This is a genomic window from Novosphingobium soli, from assembly GCF_042432915.1.
GTDB lineage: Bacteria > Pseudomonadota > Alphaproteobacteria > Sphingomonadales > Sphingomonadaceae > Novosphingobium > Novosphingobium soli.
In genome coordinates this window covers 1-19,851 of record NZ_JBHLWK010000012.1, presented here as the reverse complement: position 1 = coordinate 19,851, position 19,851 = coordinate 1, and the positions used below count along the sequence as shown (strand labels likewise).

Below are 19,851 nucleotides of genomic sequence, written 5' to 3'. Positions count from 1 at the left end.
CGCCCGATCCACAACCGCCGCGATGACGGACACACCTGCACCCCCGCTCGCGGCCCAGTCCGGCGTGATCGACGGCGATGTCCATCGCTATGCCCTTCGCGTGTTCTACGAAGACACCGATGCGGGCGGCGTGGTGTACCACGCCAACTACCTGAGCTGGTTCGAGCGGGCCCGCTCCGACTTGCTCGACATGCTGGGCGTCGACCAGCGCGGTGCCATGGAGGCTGGGATCGGGGTCTATGCCGTGGCCGAGGCGAACCTGCGCTACCTGTCGCCGGCGCGACTGGGCGACACGGTGGTGATCGAGACTTCGGCCGTCACCGTCGGGCGCGTTGCCAGCACTCTGCGCCAGATCGCCTGGCGCGGCGACGTGCGGCTCTGCGAGGGGACCGTAAAGGTGGCGTTCATCAGCCCTGAAGGACGACCCCGCCGACAGCCCGAGGCGTGGCAACAAGCCTTCACCTCGCTCGTTCCCATCGCGATTTCCGCTCCGGAAGGACAAGAATGACGTTCGAAGTGCTTGCCTCCACTCTGCAGTTCGCCGGCGAGACCGGCCGCCTCAATCCCGTCAAGCTGTTCCTCGATGCCGACATCGTGGTCCAGGTCATCATGGCCGGCCTCGTGCTCGCCAGCATCTGGGTGTGGACCATCATCGTCACCTTCACGCTGCGCATGGGATCCGTGTCGCGCCGCTGCGACGAGTACGAGGAGGGGTTCTGGGAGGCCCAGAACTTCGAAACCTACCAGAAGGAGCGCAAGCGCGGCGACGTGCCGATGGGGAAGGTGGCGGGCGCCGGGCTCGGTGAATTCCGCCGCAACGCCACGGGCCCGGTCGATCCCGAAGGCGCTCGCCAGCGGATCGCGCTCATCATGAACTCGGCGGTGGGCGAAGAGGCGGACAAGCTGTCGGACCGCCTGAACTTCCTGGCGACGGTCGGCTCGGTGGCGCCCTTCGTGGGTCTGTTCGGGACCGTGTGGGGCATCATGAAGAGCTTCTTCGACATCGGCGCGCAGCAGAACTCCTCGCTCGCAGTCGTGGCTCCTGGCATTTCCGAGGCGCTGTTCGCCACCGCCATCGGCCTGTTCGCGGCGATCCCGGCGGTCATCGCCTACAACCGCTTCTCGCACCGGGTGAACGGCTTCGAGGCCCGCCTGCAGCGTTTCGCCGACCACCTTCACGCGGCGCTCACGCGTCAGCTGGAGCAGCGCTGATGGCCATGGGCCTCTCCGGAGGCGGGAGCCGGCGCGGGCGGCGGCGCGGCGGTCGTTCGCCGATGGCGGAGATCAACGTCACGCCGCTGGTCGACGTCATGCTGGTGCTGCTCATCATCTTCATGGTCACCGCGCCGCTGCTCAAGGCCGCGGTCCCAATCGAGCTGCCGGAGAGCCGCGCCAAGGCGATGAGCGAGGAGCAGGGCCAGCTGCAGATCACCCTGCGCCGCGACGGTGCCGTTTTCTACGAAGATACGGAGCTGGCCCCCGGCGAGTTGCCCGACCGCCTCGCCGCGACTCCGCCGGGGCCGGACGGCAAGGCGCCGCTGGTCACGCTGCGTGCGGACAAGGCGCTCGACTACGGCCGGGTGATGGAAGTAATGGGCGAGCTCAACCGCGCAGGCTTCACCTCGATCTCGCTGGTGACCGATGTCAGCGGCGGTTAAGACGCGCCGGCTAGGGTTCGCCTGATGACAGCGACGGGAATGCGCAGGGAAGACGGGTTCGGCCTGGTCGTCGCGGTGGCGCTGCATGCGGCCGTGCTCTGGGCGATCGTGTACCTCAAGCCGGGCGAGGGTGACGTGGTCAAGCCGCCGCAGCGCATCGAGGTGACGATCAGCGAGGAGGTCGGCATGACCTCGACCTCGCCCAACCCCAGCGCCCAGGCCGCCCCCGACAAGGGCCCTGAACTGGGCGACCCCGCCCCGGAGGCGGCGCCCGTCGCACCGGTCGAGCCGCTCCCGGCCCTGGCCCCCGAACCCCAGCCTGCTCCTGCTCCTGCACCGGCTCCACGCCCGATCGAACGGCCGAAACCCCGGCCGGCCAAGCCGGAGCCCGCCTCCAAGCCGTTACCCAAGCCTGTCTCGAAGCCGGCACCGCGACCCGCGCCCAAGCCGGCACCTGCGCCGAAGCCGGCGCGGAAAGCGGCTGCCAAGCCCGCAGCCACGCCCGCCAAGCGGCAGCCGAGTGCGATCGACCGCGTCGTCAAGACACCGGCGAAAACCGCGCCCGCCGGCCGCACGGCAGGCTCGGGCAAGAGCACGACACCCCCGCGCAAGGCGGGCAGCAGCGCGTTCGACGATGCGTTCGGCAAGGGCACCCCCGGCGCCAAGGCACCGGCCGGCGAGGGCGCCCCGGCCGCCAAGGTGGGCCCGGCGCAAGTCTCCGCGCTCAACGCCGCCATCGGCCGCCAGCTCAAGCCGCACTGGCGCGGCAAGGCGCCCGAGGGGGCCGACGCCGAACTGCTCGTCACCCGCGTACGTTTCCGGCTGAACCGCGACGGCAGCCTTGCCGGGGAGCCGCAGGTGGTCTCGACCACCGGCCAGACCGCCGCCAACCGGGCGCAGGTCTCGCGTCACCAGGAACAGGCGATCCGCGCCGTCAAGCTGGCCGCTCCGTTCAACCTGCCCGATGATCTCTACGAGGGCTGGAAGGTCATCACGACAAACTTCGACAGAAGGCTATCGCAATGAAGATAACCCGCATCCTCGCTCTGGGCCTGCTGCTTTCCACCGCCGCGCCCGCGCTGGCGCAGACCCCCGTTCAGCCGCCCGCCGAAGACGGCGGGTTGGAAGTCACCGTGTCGGACGACGCCGAGTGGCAGGACCTCGGCATCGCCATCACCACCTTCGCCACCGACGCCGACGTGCCCACGCGCACCAACGCCGGTTCGACCGCCGCCCTCGGCCGCGCGCTGTCGCATGTGGTCGCCGCCGACCTCAAGAACAACGGCCTGTTCAAGCCTTCGGGGCCGGACGGACTGCCGCAGCCTGCCTATCCGCAGGTGCAGGCGCCCGACTACGGCACCTGGGCCGCGCGCAGCGCCGACATGCTGGTGCAAGGCTATGTGCGCGCGGGCGGCGACGGCCAGATCACGGTGGGCTGCTACCTCTATGACGTGGCGCTCAAGCAGCAGCTGGTGAAGGGGGGGTGGCAGGTGCCGCCGTCCGACTGGCGCCGCGCCGCGCACAAGTGCGCCGACCTCGTCTACTCGCGCCTCTCGGGCGAGAGCCCCTTCTTCGATTCCAAGATCGCCTACATCGCCGAGACCGGCCCCAAGGGCCACCGCATGAAGCGCCTGGCGATCATGGATTCGGACGGGGCCAACCACCGTTATCTCACCAGCGGGCAGGCCATGGCGCTGACCCCGCGCTATTCGCCCGACTATTCCAAGATCCTCTACCTGTCCTATCTCAACGGGCAGCCGAGCATCTATGCCTACGACCTGGCGACCGATCGCCAGACGCTGATCGCGCGCACCGGGAACCCGACGCTGGCGCCGCGCTGGTCGCCCGACGGGAAGTGGGTGCTCTACTCGATGGCGAAGAGCGGCACGACCGACATCTACCGCGTCTCGTCCGCCGGCGGCGGCACGCCGCAGCGCCTCACCAACGGCCCGGGCATCAACATCGGCGGCTCGTACTCCCCGGACGGAAGCCAGATCGTGTTCGAGAGCGACCGGTCAGGCAGCCAGCAGGTCTACGTCATGAACGCGGACGGCTCCAACCAGCGCCGCATCAGCTTCTTCGGAGGCCGTGCCGCCACCCCCGAATGGAGCCCGCGCGGCGACCAGATCGCCTTCACCCACATCGCCGGCAACCTGCGCATCGCGGTGATGAGCCCCAGCGGCGGCGGCCTGCGCCACCTGACCGATTCCTGGCAGGACGAGGCCCCCACCTGGTCTCCCAACGGTCGCATCGTCCAGTTCTTCCGCACGACCAAGAGCACCGGCGTGGCCTCGATCTGGCAGGTCGACCTGACCGGCCGCAACGAGCGCAAGCTGCCCACGCCGGTGGGCGCGTCGGATCCGGCCTGGGGTCCCGTGCGCCCCTGAGCGCCCCTGAGCGCGCGCGTGGACGGCTTCGGTTGCCCCGCGTTCAGGTTGACTGTGTAGAGAATTGAACGGAACTTCACACCATGCCGGCCATTCTCAGGGTCGAGCAGCATAGGAGATTGCCCGATGTCTTCCTCCTTGATCATGCCCCGTCGGGGCACCCGAGCGCGTCACGCGGGTGCGACGATGCTCGTCGTCGCCGGCGCGCTGGCGATCTCGGCGTGCGGCACCAAGGCTCCGAAGGAACTGCCGCCTCAGCCGACGCCGACCTCGTCGACGACGGGGCCCGACCAGATGGCGGGCGCGGTGCCCGGCAGCCAGGCGGACTTCGTGGCGCAGATGATGGGCGCGGACACGATCTACTTCGATCTCGACAAGTACGACGTCGACGCACAGGACCAGGCCGCGCTCGCCCGGCAGGCGCAGTGGCTGATGCAGTATCCCTCCAAGCGCGCGACGATCGAGGGGCATGCCGACGAACGTGGCACGCGCGAGTACAACCTGGCGCTGGGTGAGCGCCGCGCGAACGCGGCCAAGAACTACCTGGTCAGCCTCGGTGTCGACCCGGGCCGGATCTCCACCATCAGCTACGGCAAGGAGCGCCCGATCGCCCTGGGCTCGGACGAGCAGTCCTGGGCGCAGAACCGCCGCGCCGTCACCGTCACCATCGACTGACGCCGCAATCGGGCCCGAGCCGGCGCGGGCCATCCCGCGCCGCTCATTCTTTTTGCGCCCGAGACTTGCATCGCCATCGAGTCGGCGCGTATCGCCCCCCTGATGAGCCGCGCACGCCGATCTACTGACTGGGGCTTCCCGCGCTGGCGCGGCTACGGCAGCTCGCGCGAGGCGGCGCAGGTCCGCCTGTGCGACCGCCACGGCTGCAACGAGCCGGGCGACTGCCCCGCTCCGAAGAGCCCGAACAGTCCGGACCGCTGGTACTTCTGCCAGAAGCACGCCGCCGAGTACAACGCGGGGTGGGACTACTTCGCCGGCCTGGACGCGGAGGAGGCTGCCGCGCGCGAGGCGGAGGAGCGCTCCGAGCAGGCGGGCTACAAGGAATCGGCCCACTACGGCTGGGGCGGCTCGGGCGATGGCACCCGCAGCCGCGACGAGATGCGGGCGCTGGAAGCGCTGGGGCTGGATCCCGATGCCGATTTCGACGCCGTGAAGCGGGCCTGGCGCGCGAGGGCCAAGGAAGTCCATCCCGACGTGCGCCCGAACGATCCGGAAGCCGCGAAGGCGTTCCAGACGTACCAGCTTGCCTACGAAGTCCTGCGCGCGGCCGAAGAACGCCGCGAATGGAAGGGATGAGCGCGGCCTTTCGCAGGCTGCCGAGGCATATGGCTCCCGACTGACACGAAAAAGGGCGCGGCCCGCCGCCGCGCCCTTCGGGATGGGCAAGCTGGAACCGCTTACTTGGGCGCCAGCACCATCAGCATCTGGCGGCCTTCCATGCGGGGATAGGCTTCGATCTTGGCGACATCCTCGACATCGGTCTGGACGCGGCGCAGCAGGTCCATGCCCAGCTGCTGGTGCGACAGTTCGCGGCCGCGAAAGCGCAGCGTGACCTTCACCTTGTCCCCGTCGGCGATGAAGCGCTGCACGTTGCGCATCTTCACGTCGTAGTCGTGGTCGTCGATGTTCGGACGCATCTTGATCTCCTTGATCTCCTGCGTCTTCTGGGTCTTGCGCGCGGCGTTGGCCTTCTTCTGGGCCTCGTACCGGTACTTGCCGACATCCAGGAACTTGCACACCGGCGGATCGGCGTTGGGCGACACCTCGACGAGATCAAGGCCGACTTCGGCGGCCTGCTCGATCGCCTGGCGCGTGTACATGACGCCCAGGTTCTCGCCATCCTGATCGATGACCCGAACCTTGTCGGACTGGATCATGTTATTGAAACGCGGTCCGCTCTTGACCGGTGGCGTCATCATACGCCGGGGTGGGGGTGCTATAAGCGTTCTCCTGAATCGTTATTGTAGCGTGCTCGGATTCGCGCGTCATTAATGCGATTCGCGCGCTTGCGCAAAGCGGGAAATCGCCGAAAGTCAGATGAATCCAGGGCCGGCTTGCCGGCCACCTCCCCGATATGGGAATTCAGGCGGCCTTTCGCCAGAGCGGATAGCGTACAAGCTGCCCTTGCGCCGGGACCAGCGCCTCGATCGCATCGGCGGGCTGGAGGGCGGAGAGGATCGCCGGATCGGCGGCGTTCATGCCGCCCGTGAGCGCTCCGAAGGCCGGCAGGATCAGGCGCTTCTCGCTGCCTACGGCGCAAGGGCGAGCGATCCTGCGGCCGCGTGCGGAGACCACCAGGCGGGGGTGGAAATGACCCGAGATCTCCGGTTCGCACGTTCCGGGCAGCGCCTGGTGGCGCAGCGCGAGCCCGGCGATGACGAGCTCCTCCACCCGCGTCCCGCCGGCCTCGGCGCCGAGGTGCGGGTCGTGGTTGCCGGTGATCCATACCCAGTCGAGGGCACGGGTGAGCGCGGCGAGCATCCCCGCGGCGTGGGGCTCCAGCCGGTCGGGGCCGCGGCTGTCGTGGAAGTTGTCCCCCAGCGCCAGGACCCGGCGGGCGCCCGTCGCGCGGACCGCCGTGGCCAACCGTTCCAGCGTCTCGCGGCTGTCGTAGGGCGGCAGCATCTGCCCCGCGCGGGCGAAGAAGCTCGCCTTCTCGAGGTGCAGGTCGGCGACCAGCAGCGCCTGCTCGCGCGGCCAGTAGAGCGCGCTGGGGCAGCGCCCCGATGCATGCGCGGCGCCGGCATCGACGAGCACCATCTCCTCGCGGTGGAACGAAAAGGGAACCATGGCTTTCCCTTGCCGCAGCCCATCCGATTTGGCAAGCGCCTCGCAAAGATGCAGGCAGCCTGCCACGAGGATCACGGATGACGGACTGGACCCCCTTCACTGCGCGCGCGAGCACCTGGTTCCGCAGCCTGCGCGATGCGATCTGCGCCGAATTCGAGGCGATCGAGCGTGAGGCCGGTTCCGACGCGGTCTTCGCTTATACCCCCTGGGAGCGGGCCGCGGTCGAGGGCGAGGCGGCGGAGACCGGCGGCGGCACCCGCGGGCTGATGAAGGGCCGCGTGTTCGAGAAGGTGGGGGTGAACATCTCCACCGTGTCGGGCGGCCTGACCAAGGACTTCGCCGGCACCATCAACGGCGCCTCGGCAGAGCAGAACGCCTTTTCGGCCACCGGCATCAGCCTCGTCGCGCACATGGCCAATCCGCACGTCCCGGCGGTCCACATGAACACGCGGTTCCTCACCACCACGAAGGCCTGGTTCGGCGGCGGCGCGGACCTGAACCCGCCGATTCCCTATGCCGAGGACACGGCAGAGTTCCATGCGGCATTCAAGGCCGCCTGCGATGCCCACGGCGCGGGGTACTACGAGCGCTACAAGGCGTGGGCCGACGAATACTTCTACATCCCGCACCGCAAGGTCCACCGCGGCGTCGGCGGCATCTTCTACGACCACCTGGAGTGCGGGGACGAGGAGGCGTGGGAGGCGAACTTCGCGTTCACCCGGGCCGTGGGAGAGGCGTTCCTCGCCGTCTTCCCGCGCCTGGTGCGGCGGCGCATGGGCATGGCGTTCACCCCGGCGGACAAGGCCACCCAACTCGAATGGCGCGGCCGCTATGCCGAGTTCAACCTGGTCTACGATCGAGGAACGCTGTTCGGCCTCAAGACCGGCGGCAACATCGACGCCATCCTGATGAGCCTGCCGCCCGAGGCGACCTGGAGCTGAGGAGCGGCGCCAAGGCCGCACGGTTGCCGCAGCCCCGGCGCTCCATTACGCTCCACCCATGGACCCGCACGAACCGCTCGATCGCCGCTCGCTGACGCTGGCGGCGCTCTCGACGATCGTGGAGTGGTACGACTTCACGCTGTTCCTCTATCTCGCGACGGTGCTCTCGCGCGTGTTCTTCGCCGGGCACGGCGGCGTGCTGACGACGCTGGCGGGCTTCGCCGTCGCCTACCTGATGCGGCCGGTGGGGGCGCTGGTCTTCGGCCACTATGGAGATCGCCATGGGCGGCGCGCGACGCTGCTGGCGTCGATGGCGTTGATGAGCGTGGCGATGCTGCTCACGGCGCTGCTGCCGACCAGCGCGCAGGTGGGGCCCGCCGCCGGCGTGCTTCTGCTGGCGCTGCGCTGCGTGATGGGCTTTGCGGTCGGCGGCGAGTACACCGGGGTGGTGGCCTACCTGCTGGAGGGCGCGGCGCCCGGACGGCGCGGCCTGGTCACCTCGCTGGCGGCGGCGACGAGCGAAGTCGGCGGGCTGCTCGCCGCGGGCGCCGCGGCCCTGACCGTCAGCCTGCTGCCTGCCCCCACTCTGAACGCCTGGGGGTGGCGTCTGCCCTTCCTGTTCGGCGCCGCACTGGCCGGTCTCATCGTCCTGGCCCGCGCGGCGATGCAGGAATCGCCCGAGTTCACGCGTCATCGCGAAGCCGGGACGCTCGCGCGCCGGCCTCTTAACCGCGCGCTATCGCACTACAAAGCCGGCGTTATGCGCGGCTTCGCCATCTCGGCGCTGGGTTCGATCACCTACTACGTCGGCATCACGTATGTGCCGGTCTACCTCACCTCCGCGGGCAGCCTCACCGAAGCGCAGGCGCTGCAGCTGGCGACCGTGGCCGCGCTGGCGGTGATCGTGGTGACGCCTTTCGTGGGCCTGCTCTCGGACCGGGTGGGGCGGCGGCCGGTGCTGGTGGGCCTGGCGGTGCTCTGCGCCGGCGCGCCCTATCTCCTGTTCCGTCTCCTGGCCGGCGCATCGAGCGGCGCAGCGCTGCTGGGGGCGGTGGTCCTGGCGATGCTGGCGGGCGGCGTCAGCGCGGTCGGCGCCGTAGCCACGGCCGAGCAGGTGCCCGCGCAAGGCCGGCTCAGCGGGCTGGCGCTGGGCGCCACCACGGCCACGGCGCTGTTCGGCGGCCTGACTCCCTGGCTGGCGCAGGTGCTGACCGAGCGCAGCGGATCGACGACGGCGCCGGGGCTGATGATCGCGCTGGTGGCGCTCTGCGTGCTGCCGGTGCTGCTGACCCTGCCCGAGACGCGGCCCGATAGCGCGCGATTAGGGCGGCATTAGCAGCGCAACAGCGTGCCGGCCCGCGACGGGTTCACCGCGCAACCACGCCCTTGCGGCTCTTCATCAGCGGCTGGATGCGGGTGCCGAACGCCTCGACTCCCGCCACGAAGTCGTCGAAGGTCAGCAGCACTCCCCCGGTTCCCGGCACCTCGGCCATGGCATCGAGCATGCCCGCCACCGTCGCGTAGCTGCCCACCAGAGTACCCATGTTGATGTTCACCGCCCCTTCGGGCGCAGCGAGCTGGCGCACGTTGGTGTCGGTGTTGACGGTGTCCTTGGCGCCCTGGTCCGCCAGCCAGGCGATCGCATCGAGGTCGACGCCCTCGTTGTAGAGCTGCCACCGGCCTTGCGCTTCCTCGTCGGTCTCGGCGGCGATGATCATGACGAGGACGAAGACCTGCACGTCGCGCCCGGTCGCGGCGGTGAACTTCGCCAGGCGCGCGTTGTTCGAGGCGAAGGCGGTGGGCGTGTTGACCCCGACGCCCAGGCAGAAGGCATAATCCGCCCACTTGGCCGAGAAGGCGAGGCCCGCGTCGGAGGAGCCGGCGCAGATGATCTTCATCTCGCCGGTGGGGGTGGGCCGGACGAGGCAGTCGTCCATCGTGTAGTGCTCGCCCTTGAAGTCGGAGCGGCCGGTCTCCCACAGTTCGCGCAGGATCCGGGCGTATTCGTCGAGCACCTGGTAGCGGTTGCGGAAATGCGCGTCGCCCGGCCACAGGCCCATCTGGGTGTATTCGGGCGGCTGCCAGCCGGTGATGAGGTTGAGCCCGAAGCGGCCGTGGCTGATGGAATCGATGGTGTTGCACATGCGCGCCGCGAAGGCGGGCGGGATGATGAGCGTGGGGCAGGTGGCGTAGATCTTGATCGTCTCGGTCACGGCGGCCAGGCCGGCCATCAGGGTGAAGCTCTCGAGCCCGTATTCCCAGAACTGCGACTTGCCGCCGAAGCCGCGCAACTTGATCATCGAGAGCAGGAAGTCGAGCCCGTGCTTCTCGGCCCGCTGCGCGATCTCCTTGTTGAGATCGAAGCTGGGCATGTACTGCGGCGATGTCGTGCTGATCAGCCAGCCGTTGTTGTTGATGGGCACGAAGACGCCGACTTGCATGGACTAGCTCCCGAGAAAGCCGAGGACGAGGCGGTTGAAGCCGTGGGGATCGGTGACGTTGCAGGCATGGCCGCCCCACGCGAAGGTGGCGACGTCGGCTGCGGGAAACCCTTCCGCGAGGTCCAGAGCGGCGGAGTAGGGCACGAGGACGTCGTCACGGGTGGCCACGACGAGCACGGAGCGCAGGGCGCTCAGGCGGTCGGGCGAGGGCGACCACGCCCGCACGGCGGCGATGCGCTTCTCCATGGTGTCCACGCCCGGAAAACTGGCGAGGTGATGCGCCAGCGCGGCCTCCAGATCGGCATCGTGCGCGGCGATCCAGTCGGGCGGGTAGAGGAACAAGGGCTGCGCGCGGAGGAACGGCTCGACGCCCGCACCTCTCAGGATCGCGAGGCGCGCATCGAAGCAGCGGGCAGTATGCGGCGAGAGCGTGCGCCATCCGTTGACGACGACCAGTCGGTCGATCCGGCCCGAAAGCAGCGCGGCCTCGATGCCGATCATCCCGCCCAGGGCATGGCCGATGAAGTGCGCGCGGTCGATGCCGAGCGCATCCATCAGCGCGACGACGTCCTGCGCCATGTCGGCGACGGAGGTCTCTCCTGCGGGCGCGGCCGCGCTGGCTCCTGTGCCCCGCTGGTCGTACGTCACCACCCGGTATTCCGCGGCCAGCGCGGCGAGGTTCGCCGTCCAGTAGGCGCCCGCGCCGCCGAGGCCGCTCGACAGGATCAGCGTGGGCGCGCCGTCCGGCCCGTGGATGTCATAGTGGAGGCCGGCGGCCTCACCCAAGGTGGGCGACCGCGGCGATCTCCACCAGGCACTCGGGCTTCACGAGATCGCTCCGGATGCAGTAGCGGGCGGGCTTGTCTCCCGGAAAGTACTCGGCATAGACCGCGTTGAACGCGGCATAGTCGGCCATGTCCTTGAGGAATATGTGGTTCATCACGATGTCGGCCATGGTGCCGCCGGCCGCCTCCACGGTCGCCTTGACCGATTCCAGCACGTGGCGCGTCTGGCCCGCGGCGTCGCCGGGATAGAGCACGAAGCCGCCTTGCCCCAGCGCCAGCATGCCCGAGACGTAGAGCACCCCGCCGGCTTTCGCGCCGGCCGAGTAGGGCGCGATCGGCGGCGGAAAACGAGGCGGGTTGATCGGCTCGAACGGCATCGGCTACTCCTTGGCGGCAAGCGGGCGGGTGGCGGCCTGGAACTCGGCCACGGTGCTCACCCAGCCGAAGAATTTCTCCACGTTGTAGACGGTGGCCTGCATGATGAAATCGGGCCCGAGGTGATGCGTGGCATCTTCCAGCAGGATGCCGAAGTATTCCAGGTGGAAGCCGTCGCGCAGCGTCGATTCCACACAGACGTTGGTGGCAATGCCGGTGAAGACGAGCGTGCGGATGCCCCGTGCCCGCAGGACGGAATCGAGCTGCGAGTTGAAGAACGCGGAGTAGCGCGGCTTGTGGACCCGCAAGTCGCCGTCCTTGGGGCTCAGCGCTTCGACCAGCTCGTAGTCCCAGCCGCCGCGGGCGAGGAACCGGCCGGCCAGTTCCGGCCGCGCGCGCATGGTCTTGAGCGCGTTGGACTTGTGCCAGTTGGGCGATAGCGGCCCTCCGGCCTCCCGATAATCGGGGTCCCAGCCGTTCTGCAGGAAGACCACCGTCATTCCCGATGCGCGCGCGGCGTCGAGCACGTGCGCGATGCTGTCGATGACCGCCGCCGCAGGACCCACGTCGAACCCCGCTTCGTCCACGTAGCCGCCCGGGGTGGCGTAGGCATTCTGCATGTCGACGACGATGACGGCGGTGCTGGCGGGATCGAGGCGGATCGGTTCGGGTCGAGCCCGCAGCACGGCGGAAGGACCGGAACGGGCAGGAGAGGGATCGACGATGGTCTCGCTCACCCGCGCACTATCATGCAGCCGCGCGGTTTCTTCAAGCCATCACGTCATCGAGGGTCCGAGCCCGCGCAGGGGCGCGTGCCGGTCGACCCGCGCGCCGGCCGGGGCGCCATGCCGAGCACGCGCCCGAGCGCCGCCTCGAGCCCGGACCCGCGGGATCCGCAGGCCGCCGGAAACGGTTCCGTCGCTTGTCCGTCCAGGAGCTGCACGCCGAACTCGCCGTCGCCGACCCAGCGGACCTGCGCGGAAAGGGCGGCCTGCCCGGGGAGCGTGATGTGCAAGGTGTCTCCGGCGCGAGGCAGCAGCGTGCGCGAGGCGATGCACATGCCGCCCGGTGAAACGTTGCGGACGATCACCTCCACGCCCGCCGCGTCCCCGGTCCCGGCAACGGCGCAGATGAGCGTGCGCATCCGGGGGCAGCGGTGCGGGTGATCGCCCGTCCCGCGCGCGCTTGCAAGGGACTGGGGCAGCGCGAGCGATGCCGCCTTGCCCCACTGGGCGTGCAGGTCGCCCGGACGATCATCCCCATCGCTCCCGGATCGGTACCGCGTCGTCATGATGACTCCTGCTCCCTCGGGCCGGAGCGGGGGCGCGCCGGCAAGACGCGATCCGGGCTTCGACCCGGCACGGGTGTACAGGACGACCGTTCCGGCGTGGTTAACGAAACCCTTCTGTAGATCACCTCGAAGTGCGGCTCATGCGCCGCAGCCGGTTTGCAAAATATGCATGTTGCGGCCTTGGCCCTTGTCCCCGCGTGATGAATCCTGAAATGACATCCTGACATGTTGCGCCAGTACGAACTCGTCGAACGCGTCAAGGATTACGCGCCCGAGGCCGATGAGGCCTTGCTCAACCGTGCCTACGTCTACACCGTCCAGAAGCACGGCACCCAGAAACGCGCCAGCGGCGACCCCTACTTCAGCCACCCGGTCGAGGTCGCGGGCCTGATGACCGAGCTCAAGCTCGACCAGCAGACCATCATCACCGCGCTGCTCCACGACACGGTGGAGGATACCCTCGCCACGATCGACGAGATCGACAAGCTGTTCGGTCCCGACGTGGCGCGCCTGGTCGATGGCGTGACCAAGCTCTCCAAGATCGAGGTGATGACCGAGAGCGAGCGGGCGGCGGAGAACCTGCGCAAGTTCCTGCTGGCGATGAGCGAGGACCTGCGGGTGCTGCTCGTCAAGCTGGCCGACCGGCTGCACAACATGCGCACCCTCCACTTCATCAAGAACGAGGACAAGCGCCGGCGCATCGCGCGCGAGACCATGGACATCTACGCGCCCCTTGCCGAGCGGGTGGGCATGTACGAGTACATGCGCGAAATGCAGCTCCTCGCCTTCGAGCAGCTCGAGCCCGAGGCCTATGCCACGATTTCGGGCCGCCTGGCGCAGATCCGCAGCCAGGAGGGCGGGCAGGTCGACGCGATCGCACTCGCCATCAAGCAGGTGCTCGCCGAAGCCGGGCTGAGCGTGGAGGTCTCCGGCCGCGAGAAGCACCCCTACTCGATCTGGCGCAAGATGGCCGAGCGGCACGTCAACTTCGAGCAGATCACCGACATCATGGCGTTCCGCGTGCTGACCGACAACGTGGAGGACTGCTACAAGGCGCTCGGCGTCCTGCACCAGGCCTGGCAGATGATCCCGGGCCGCTTCAAGGACTACATCTCCACCCCCAAGTCCAACGGCTACCAGTCGCTGCACACGGCGCTGATCTTCCAGCGCTCGATGCGCATGGAGGTGCAGATCCGCACCCGCGAGATGCATCGCCTCAACGAGTTCGGACTGGCCGCGCACTGGGCCTACAAGCAGGGCGGCGCGCGGCCCGACGGCCAGGTGGGCTGGCTGCGCGACCTGATCGAGATCGTCGACGCCAGCCACGATGCCGAGGAACTGCTCGAGCATACCAAGCTGGCGATCTACCAGGACCGCATCTTCGCCTTCACCCCCAAGGGCGCGCTGTTCCAGCTGCCCAAGGGCTCGACCGCGGTGGACTTCGCCTACGCGGTCCACACCAATCTCGGCAACGCGGCGGTGGGCGCCAAGATCAACGGGCGGCACGTGCCGCTGCGCACCCAGCTCGCCAACGGAGACGTGGTCGAGATCATCAAGAGCCCGAATTCCGAGCCGCAGCTGCCGTGGCTGGCCTTCGTGGTGACCGGCAAGGCGCGCGCCGCCATCCGCCGCGCGGTGCGGGCGAAGGAGCGTGCCGAGGTCGCCGAGATCGGCTCCAAGCTCTACGACGAGATCGCCGGGCGCCTGCCCCAGCGCGTCGGCAAGAAGGCGCTGGCGCATGCCGTGGAGCGCCTGGAACTGCGCGACGAGGAAGACCTCATGTTCGCCATCGGGTCGGGCCGGATCTCGGACCGGCAGCTGATGGAGGCGCTCGTCCCCGGCAGCACCGCGGAGTTGCCCGAGGAGCCGGAATGGACCCGGGGAGAGCGTGCGATCTCGATCCGCGGCCTCACGCCGGGGGTGGGCTTCGAGCTCGCGGAATGCTGCCACCCGGTTCCGGGCGACCGTATCGTCGGCCTGCGCCGGCCCGACCACAAGGTAGAGGTCCATGCCATCGACTGCATGACGCTGGCCCGGGATGTCGATGCGGACTGGCTCGACCTGTCGTGGGGCGAGCGGACCACCGGTGCGGTCGGGCGCCTGCGCCTGGTCCTCTACAACCGCCCGGGCACCCTGGCCGAAGTCACTCAGATCTTCGCCGGCAACCGCGCGAACGTCACCAACCTGCAGATGACCCAGCGCGACGAGCCCTTCGGCACGTACGAGGTGGACCTGGAAGTTTCGGACCTCGCGCACCTGACGCGCATCGTCGGAGCCCTGCGGGCGTGCGAGGCGGTGGCGGAGGCGGAACGCATCTGAGCCTCTACGCGGCGGGCCGCGTGCCGTCCCGCTCGGCTTCGGCGCCTGTCCCTCAGCGTGCGCGGATGGGTACGGGCGCGTTGCAGATGTCGACCCCGCCCGCCGGGACGACGTAGAAGGCGTCCTTGCGGTTGGCGCGGCTGGCGACGTAGGCGGCGAAGCTGGCGCTGCGGGTGGAGAGGTACTCGTAGGCCGGCAGGCCCGCGACCTCGCTGCCCAGGCGCACCGAGAGGATGGGCGTGCGCTCTGCGGCGGTCTCGTAGAACCCGAGCTTGCCGGTTCCGCGCGGGAGCGAGGAGAGGTGCTCCATCCCCGCGATCACCCGCCCGACCACCGCGATGTTGCGATCGAGCTGCCGCGGCGCCTGGCCGATGACGGCGTAGAGCTCCGCGCCGGTGCCGGTGTCCGGCGCAAGATTGCGGCCCACTCCGACCGCACCGTAGCAATGGAGAGGCCACAGGTCCGTGCCCTCGAGGCCGACCGGCCAACCCGCGAGGAAGCCGGTCTGCGCGGCATAGGCGTCGGCGCCGAGGGGAGAGGAGGGCGCCCGTCGGCCCCGGTCCCGTCGCAGGCTCACCGCCGCCCGCATGGCGGCCGAGGCGGCGGTGCGATAGTCGCTCTCGGGCACCGTGGCGATCCCGGCGGGAAGCGGCTTGGCCTTGCCGGGCACCTCTCCTTGCGGGTCGCCCCACTGGACGACGTAGTTGTCCTGTGTCCGCACCACCGCGATCTCGTCGAACCAGCGTGCGGCAACCAGCCGGCGGATATTGCCGGTCCACCCTTGCGAGATGGGCGCGGGCAGCAGCTGGATCACCACCCGCCGCGCCCGCCCCTTGCCATCGGGCGCGAGGTCCATGACCAGCAGGTCCGACGCCGCGATCCGCGTCCATTCCCCCGCAGGCGCGGCCTTGACCACCTCGTCCGGCGTGCGCGGCGCCGCCGCCTCCCCCGAGCCGATCAGGAAGGGGGCCAGGCCGGCGAGCAGGAAGCAGGTCAGGTTTTTGCGCATGATCCCTCCATGCCATCACCACGGCGCTTGCGAAAGCCCACAGCCCGCGCTAGGGGCCAGCGCCTTACCAGTGCATGCGGAGCGGTGGCCGAGTGGTCGAAGGCGCTCGCCTGGAAAGTGAGTATACGTCAAAAGCGTATCGAGGGTTCGAATCCCTCCCGCTCCGCCATTTGCCTATGCCTACGGGTGCATAGGCGTGCCAGAACCCTTGAAAATCAGCCGTTTTTGTGCTCCACCATGAGGGTCATGGTGTCCGGTTGTGCATAGGCGTGCAACCAATACCATGGCATTCGACATGGTATCGGGCCTGTCGATCCATGGTATCGGGATCATGCTGAACGACGCGAAGGTGAAGGCGGCCAAGCCGCGCGAGAAGGCCTATAAGATTGCGGATTCGGGATCGCTATATCTGAACGTCAGCACGACGGGCGTGCGGTCTTGGCGGATGAACTACACCTTCGGCCGGAACGCTGCCGGTAAGCCCCAGCAAAAGACCCTGACCTTCGGCACCTATCCCGCGATGACACTGGTCGCCGCCCGCGCCAAGCGCGACGAGGCCAAGGGCATGTTGAATGATGGGCGAGACCCGGCCGTTGAAAAGGTCGTGGCCGCGAAGGCCAAGGCGATGGAGCACGCGAACACGCTGCGGTCGGTCGGCGACCGCTGGTTCGAGTTGAACAGCGGCTGGTCGCTGGAGAAGCTGAACGCCTACCGGGCCGAGCACAAAGGCAAGTGGTCGCACCGGACCGCCCGGCACTGGACGGTGCATCGCGCGCCCTGGTCCCCGGTCCATAGCGCCGACGTGCTCATGAGCCTTGAGCGCGACATCTATCCCGCGATCGGCGATCTGCCGATCACGGCGGTGAAGGCGCCGAAGCTGCTCGAAGTCCTGCAGAAGGTTGAGAAGCGGGGCGCGATAGAGACGGCTCACCGCCTGCGCCAGCGCTGCGCGGGCATCTTCGCCTATGGCGTCGGCGCTGGGCTATGCGAAATGAACCCGGCGGCTGGCCTCGGGGCCAACCTGAAGGACAAGCCGAAAAGCAAGAAGCAGCCCTCTATCATCGACGGCAAGCGCGGGCCGGAGGAGCAGCTGGCCGCCGTGCGCCAGATGATGGTCGACTGCGAGGCCGAGCGCTGCCGGGCTTCCACAAAGCTCGCGCTCCGCTTCATCGCCCTGACCGCCGTTCGCCCGAACGAGGTTCACGGCGCGCGCTGGGACGAATTGCATGACCTCGACGGCAAAGACCCGCGCTGGGTGATCCCGTCCGAGCGCATGAAGGGTGACGAGGACCGCAAGGCCGAGGAAGATGGCGACCATATCGTTCCGCTGTCGCGCCAGGCGCTTGCGGTGCTCGATGCGGCGCGGCTGGTGACCGGCCAGTTCCCGCTGATCTTCCCCAGCGAGCGTAACCCCTTCAAGCCGATGTCGGAGAACACGCTACGCGCGCTGCTGATTCGCGGCGGCTATGGCGGTCGGCATGTCCCGCACGGCTTCCGCGCCGCCTTCAGCACGATCATGAACGAGCGCGCGGACCGCGAGTGGCGGGCTACCGGCCATACCGGGGCCTCGCCGGATCGCGCGATCATTGACCTGATGCTGGCGCACGTGCCCGAAAACAAAGTGGAGGGCGCCTATAACCGGGCTTCCTACCTAGACCGGCGGCGCGAACTGGCGGAGGAATGGGCCGATCTGCTCACCGCCGACTTCTGGGAGCCGGAGATCCATCTGGGGCAGCCGATCCGGTATGCCGCGACGGGGCCGGGGCGGCGCAGTAAATGATATTGAGAGGCGGCGCGTCGACCGAACTTGTTGGCCTGTAGCCCTGAGCGATTTCCAAAAACTGGCGGTTGGAAATTACTGCCGCTGCTCTTGTCGGCGCATCTAATCCCGGCCAAGGTGCCTGCATGACAGCACTGAATTTCGTTCTTAGCGAACAAGCGGTTTATGTGGTTGCTGACACTCTTGTGACCTACGAACACGAGCCTGCGTATTTTACGACAAAGGTGTTTGCAGTTCCGCATTGGAATGGATTGATATGCGGAAGAGGTTCGCACGGACTTATACTCGACTGGGTGATGCGAGCCTTTGGTAGCACACTTGCAGTTGATCTTGCCCAAGTTGACGCTTTCGCCCCTGACATCATGCGTGACATTCATTGCAGTCGACCAGAAGAAGAGCAAATAAATTGCACGACTTCGATTTACCATCTCGCTTTTGACCCGGTTCAGGATCGCTTTGTCGGCTTTGCGTACCGCTCGACTAACGACTTCAACAGCGAGCCGCTAGAGTATGGGATTCATTTAAAACCCGCAACGCAGACGGATGTCCCGCTAGGGGTATTCCCGGATGATTTCGTCAGCCTTATGAAGCAGCAGCGGAAGGAGCAAGATGAACTTCCCAACGAAACGCGATGCTTTATCGGCGGCCAAGTTCTGAGCTGGATGCTTGAACGGGTCGAGCAGAGCGACGGACCAGCGAGAGTTCGAACGACCATTCTACCAGCTTTCGAGTGGGATGATTTTGGCGACAGTTATGTTCGATGCCTAGACGGGCTCGCAGCACCGTAAGGCGGGCGCTGTTCGCATCAAGTGTCGCCCGCCCCGAGGTCTATTTCGTCGAGGATCGCCGCGCTGGTGGTGTCCACGATCATGTCTGCGAGGAAGTCACGGCGATCGTCATCCCCGCGCTGAGAACGCAACTCCGGTGCCTGCCGCATCCGGCCCCCGCCGTCAGCCCAGTAGGCTTTGACGAACACGAGATAGAGGATGCGGTTTGCCCAAACCCGAAAGCGCTCCTCAATTGGCCGGTCGTCAAAGTCTCGCTTGAAGGTGTGGCGCGTGCTCCAGAGCGTTAGGATGCCATCATGCAAAAGGTCGTCCTTCGAGCGCGTCTCAAGGCGTTTGGCGTAGCGGTCAGCGCGATCACGCAGATAGGGCGTCACATGGTCGATCAGCGCCCTATATTCCGCCTCCGGCACCTCATAGGTTCGGATCACCTGGGCAGGCTTTGCCTCCCTGTCGCGCATCGCTCGCTTGCGCTGCTGGCGCTCATCCGGCGTCAGCGCCTTCCGCATCTGGAGGACCGACAGTTCGGCAACATCGAGGTCGCGAACGATGTCAGGGAGGTGATGCCCCTCTAGGAGGGCGATCCGTACCCGACGCTTGCCGATTGCTGTGAGCCCGCCGCCTCGCCACGTCTTCCGCCGCCGGAGATTGAATTTGCAGGCGTAGGGGTGCCCTAGCGCCTTTCCGCAACCGCAGGCGACGCCCTGCTCGAACATGCGCGCCCGAAAGTCTTTTGTCGCGGCCAACACGTTTACGTGGGTGAAGCCCATGGCCCCGCCGATCTCGTGCGCCGACTGTCCGGCGAGGAACCGTTCCTCCATATGTCGCCGGTGACGAGGCGTGATCTCGCCTTCGCGCACCGTCCTGGTAGACTTCGCGGTCACCGTGCATAGCCGAGGGTGGCCGAGGGGAAGCCCGCAGCCGCAGGTCACGCCGCTCTCCGCAAGAGATTTACGGATGCCGCGACTGGCTTCCTGAATCGTCTTGTGTGAGAATTTCAACCGCTTCGCGATTTGGCGCATAGAAACGCCCGCCCGCAAACCTGCTTCGATTTTGCGAATGTGATGTTCCTTGATCCTGCGACGCGATTTCGGCCTTGGCGTAAGCGTCGAGGTGCGTAGCGAATCAGATAAGGCCTGAGGAAAGCTACGCTTCACTCGTCGAACTGACGCGGAGTGGGTCAGTACCGTGTCCTTATCAACTCCAATGACACGGGCGACAGCTGCCGTTCCCTCCCCTGTTGATTGCCACTGAGAAGTGACCCGGGGTTTCCAT

Annotated in this window: 21 protein-coding genes and 1 tRNA gene; 13 read left to right on the top strand and 9 right to left on the bottom strand. The window is 67.7% G+C overall.

Annotation, left to right across the window (positions count from 1 at the left end):
• The first annotated feature begins 22 nt into the window (after nt 1-22).
• From ACFFJC_RS09475 to ACFFJC_RS09445, 7 genes are all read left to right on the top strand, one after another.
• Nucleotides 23-508 carry a YbgC/FadM family acyl-CoA thioesterase gene (locus ACFFJC_RS09475; RefSeq protein ID WP_379487257.1) on the top strand — a complete coding sequence of 162 codons (486 nt, stop codon included), beginning with the start codon at nt 23-25 and terminating at the stop codon, nt 506-508.
• Nucleotides 505-1,212 (top strand): protein TolQ, encoded by a 708-nt coding sequence (gene tolQ / locus ACFFJC_RS09470; protein ID WP_379487256.1) that lies wholly within the window; start codon nt 505-507, stop codon nt 1,210-1,212. Before ACFFJC_RS09475 ends, tolQ begins: the two co-directional genes overlap by 4 nt.
• Nucleotides 1,212-1,658: an ExbD/TolR family protein gene (locus ACFFJC_RS09465; RefSeq protein WP_379487255.1), complete on the top strand. Its 447-nt coding sequence runs from the start codon at nt 1,212-1,214 to the stop codon at nt 1,656-1,658. Before tolQ ends, ACFFJC_RS09465 begins: the two co-directional genes overlap by 1 nt.
• A 24-nt stretch (nt 1,659-1,682) precedes the next feature.
• Complete coding sequence (gene tolA, locus ACFFJC_RS09460) at nt 1,683-2,684, top strand: cell envelope integrity protein TolA (protein ID WP_379487254.1); 1,002 nt, start codon at nt 1,683-1,685, stop codon at nt 2,682-2,684.
• On the top strand, nt 2,681-4,045 hold the full coding sequence (gene tolB, locus ACFFJC_RS09455) for a Tol-Pal system beta propeller repeat protein TolB (RefSeq protein WP_379487253.1): 1,365 nt from the start codon (nt 2,681-2,683) through the stop codon (nt 4,043-4,045). The genes tolA and tolB overlap by 4 nt, the downstream gene beginning before the upstream one ends.
• Before the next feature lie 126 nt (nt 4,046-4,171).
• Nucleotides 4,172-4,720 carry a peptidoglycan-associated lipoprotein Pal gene (gene pal, locus ACFFJC_RS09450; protein ID WP_379487252.1) on the top strand — a complete coding sequence of 183 codons (549 nt, stop codon included), beginning with the start codon at nt 4,172-4,174 and terminating at the stop codon, nt 4,718-4,720.
• Nucleotides 4,721-4,822: 102 nt separating this feature from the next.
• Nucleotides 4,823-5,356 carry a J domain-containing protein gene (locus ACFFJC_RS09445; RefSeq protein WP_379487251.1) on the top strand — a complete coding sequence of 178 codons (534 nt, stop codon included), beginning with the start codon at nt 4,823-4,825 and terminating at the stop codon, nt 5,354-5,356.
• Between the two features lie 101 nt (nt 5,357-5,457).
• On the opposite strand, the gene infC is transcribed toward ACFFJC_RS09445, so the two are convergent.
• Together infC and pdeM are read right to left on the bottom strand one after the other, a co-directional pair.
• The gene (infC, locus tag ACFFJC_RS09440) at nt 5,458-5,979 is read right to left on the bottom strand and encodes a translation initiation factor IF-3 (RefSeq protein WP_379487250.1); all 522 of its coding nucleotides are present in this window, start codon (nt 5,977-5,979) and stop codon (nt 5,458-5,460) included.
• A 163-nt stretch (nt 5,980-6,142) separates the two neighbouring features.
• A complete protein-coding gene (gene pdeM, locus ACFFJC_RS09435; RefSeq protein ID WP_379487249.1) occupies nt 6,143-6,850 on the bottom strand; it encodes a ligase-associated DNA damage response endonuclease PdeM in 708 nt (235 codons plus the stop codon).
• Nucleotides 6,851-6,927: 77 nt separating this feature from the next.
• Between pdeM and hemF the strand changes: the two genes are divergently transcribed.
• Together hemF and ACFFJC_RS09425 are read left to right on the top strand one after the other, a co-directional pair.
• Nucleotides 6,928-7,791, top strand: a complete 864-nt coding sequence (hemF, locus tag ACFFJC_RS09430) for an oxygen-dependent coproporphyrinogen oxidase (protein ID WP_379487248.1) — start codon at nt 6,928-6,930, stop codon at nt 7,789-7,791.
• 58 nt (nt 7,792-7,849) lie between these two features.
• Entirely contained in the window at nt 7,850-9,127 is a 1,278-nt protein-coding gene (locus tag ACFFJC_RS09425) for an MFS transporter (RefSeq protein ID WP_379487247.1), read from the top strand.
• Between the two features lie 31 nt (nt 9,128-9,158).
• Here the strand turns inward: ACFFJC_RS09425 and rutA are convergent, their stop codons facing one another.
• The 5 genes from rutA to ACFFJC_RS09400 are packed head-to-tail and all read right to left on the bottom strand — an operon-like array spanning nt 9,159 to nt 12,683.
• Nucleotides 9,159-10,232: a pyrimidine utilization protein A gene (gene rutA / locus ACFFJC_RS09420; protein ID WP_379487246.1), complete on the bottom strand. Its 1,074-nt coding sequence runs from the start codon at nt 10,230-10,232 to the stop codon at nt 9,159-9,161.
• Between the two features lie 3 nt (nt 10,233-10,235).
• Complete coding sequence (gene rutD / locus ACFFJC_RS09415; protein ID WP_379487245.1) at nt 10,236-11,018, bottom strand: pyrimidine utilization protein D; 783 nt, start codon at nt 11,016-11,018, stop codon at nt 10,236-10,238.
• Nucleotides 11,011-11,394: a pyrimidine utilization protein C gene (rutC, locus tag ACFFJC_RS09410; protein ID WP_379487244.1), complete on the bottom strand. Its 384-nt coding sequence runs from the start codon at nt 11,392-11,394 to the stop codon at nt 11,011-11,013. Before rutC ends, rutD begins: the two co-directional genes overlap by 8 nt.
• A gap of 3 nt (nt 11,395-11,397) precedes the next feature.
• Nucleotides 11,398-12,129 (bottom strand): pyrimidine utilization protein B, encoded by a 732-nt coding sequence (rutB, locus tag ACFFJC_RS09405; RefSeq protein WP_379487243.1) that lies wholly within the window; start codon nt 12,127-12,129, stop codon nt 11,398-11,400.
• A 44-nt stretch (nt 12,130-12,173) separates the two neighbouring features.
• The gene (locus ACFFJC_RS09400) at nt 12,174-12,683 is read right to left on the bottom strand and encodes a PilZ domain-containing protein (protein WP_379487242.1); all 510 of its coding nucleotides are present in this window, start codon (nt 12,681-12,683) and stop codon (nt 12,174-12,176) included.
• Between the two features lie 225 nt (nt 12,684-12,908).
• On the opposite strand from ACFFJC_RS09400, the gene ACFFJC_RS09395 reads away from it, so the two are divergent.
• A complete protein-coding gene (locus ACFFJC_RS09395; RefSeq protein WP_379487241.1) occupies nt 12,909-15,002 on the top strand; it encodes a RelA/SpoT family protein in 2,094 nt (697 codons plus the stop codon).
• Between the two features lie 52 nt (nt 15,003-15,054).
• Here the strand turns inward: ACFFJC_RS09395 and ACFFJC_RS09390 are convergent, their stop codons facing one another.
• Nucleotides 15,055-16,011, bottom strand: a complete 957-nt coding sequence (locus ACFFJC_RS09390) for a peptidylprolyl isomerase (RefSeq protein WP_379487240.1) — start codon at nt 16,009-16,011, stop codon at nt 15,055-15,057.
• Between the two features lie 78 nt (nt 16,012-16,089).
• Here ACFFJC_RS09390 and ACFFJC_RS09385 point away from each other — a divergent pair.
• The 3 genes from ACFFJC_RS09385 (at nt 16,090) to ACFFJC_RS09375 (ending at nt 18,579) form a co-directional block, all read left to right on the top strand.
• Nucleotides 16,090-16,180, top strand: a tRNA-Ser gene (locus ACFFJC_RS09385).
• A gap of 114 nt (nt 16,181-16,294) precedes the next feature.
• Nucleotides 16,295-17,791, top strand: a complete 1,497-nt coding sequence (locus tag ACFFJC_RS09380) for a tyrosine-type recombinase/integrase (protein WP_379487239.1) — start codon at nt 16,295-16,297, stop codon at nt 17,789-17,791.
• 68 nt (nt 17,792-17,859) lie between these two features.
• The gene (locus ACFFJC_RS09375; protein WP_379487238.1) at nt 17,860-18,579 is read left to right on the top strand and encodes a hypothetical protein; all 720 of its coding nucleotides are present in this window, start codon (nt 17,860-17,862) and stop codon (nt 18,577-18,579) included.
• Between the two features lie 17 nt (nt 18,580-18,596).
• Here ACFFJC_RS09375 and ACFFJC_RS09370 read toward each other — a convergent pair.
• A partial coding sequence (locus ACFFJC_RS09370; RefSeq protein WP_379487237.1) for a helix-turn-helix domain-containing protein occupies nt 18,597-19,851 on the bottom strand: 1,255 nt, incomplete at its 5' end.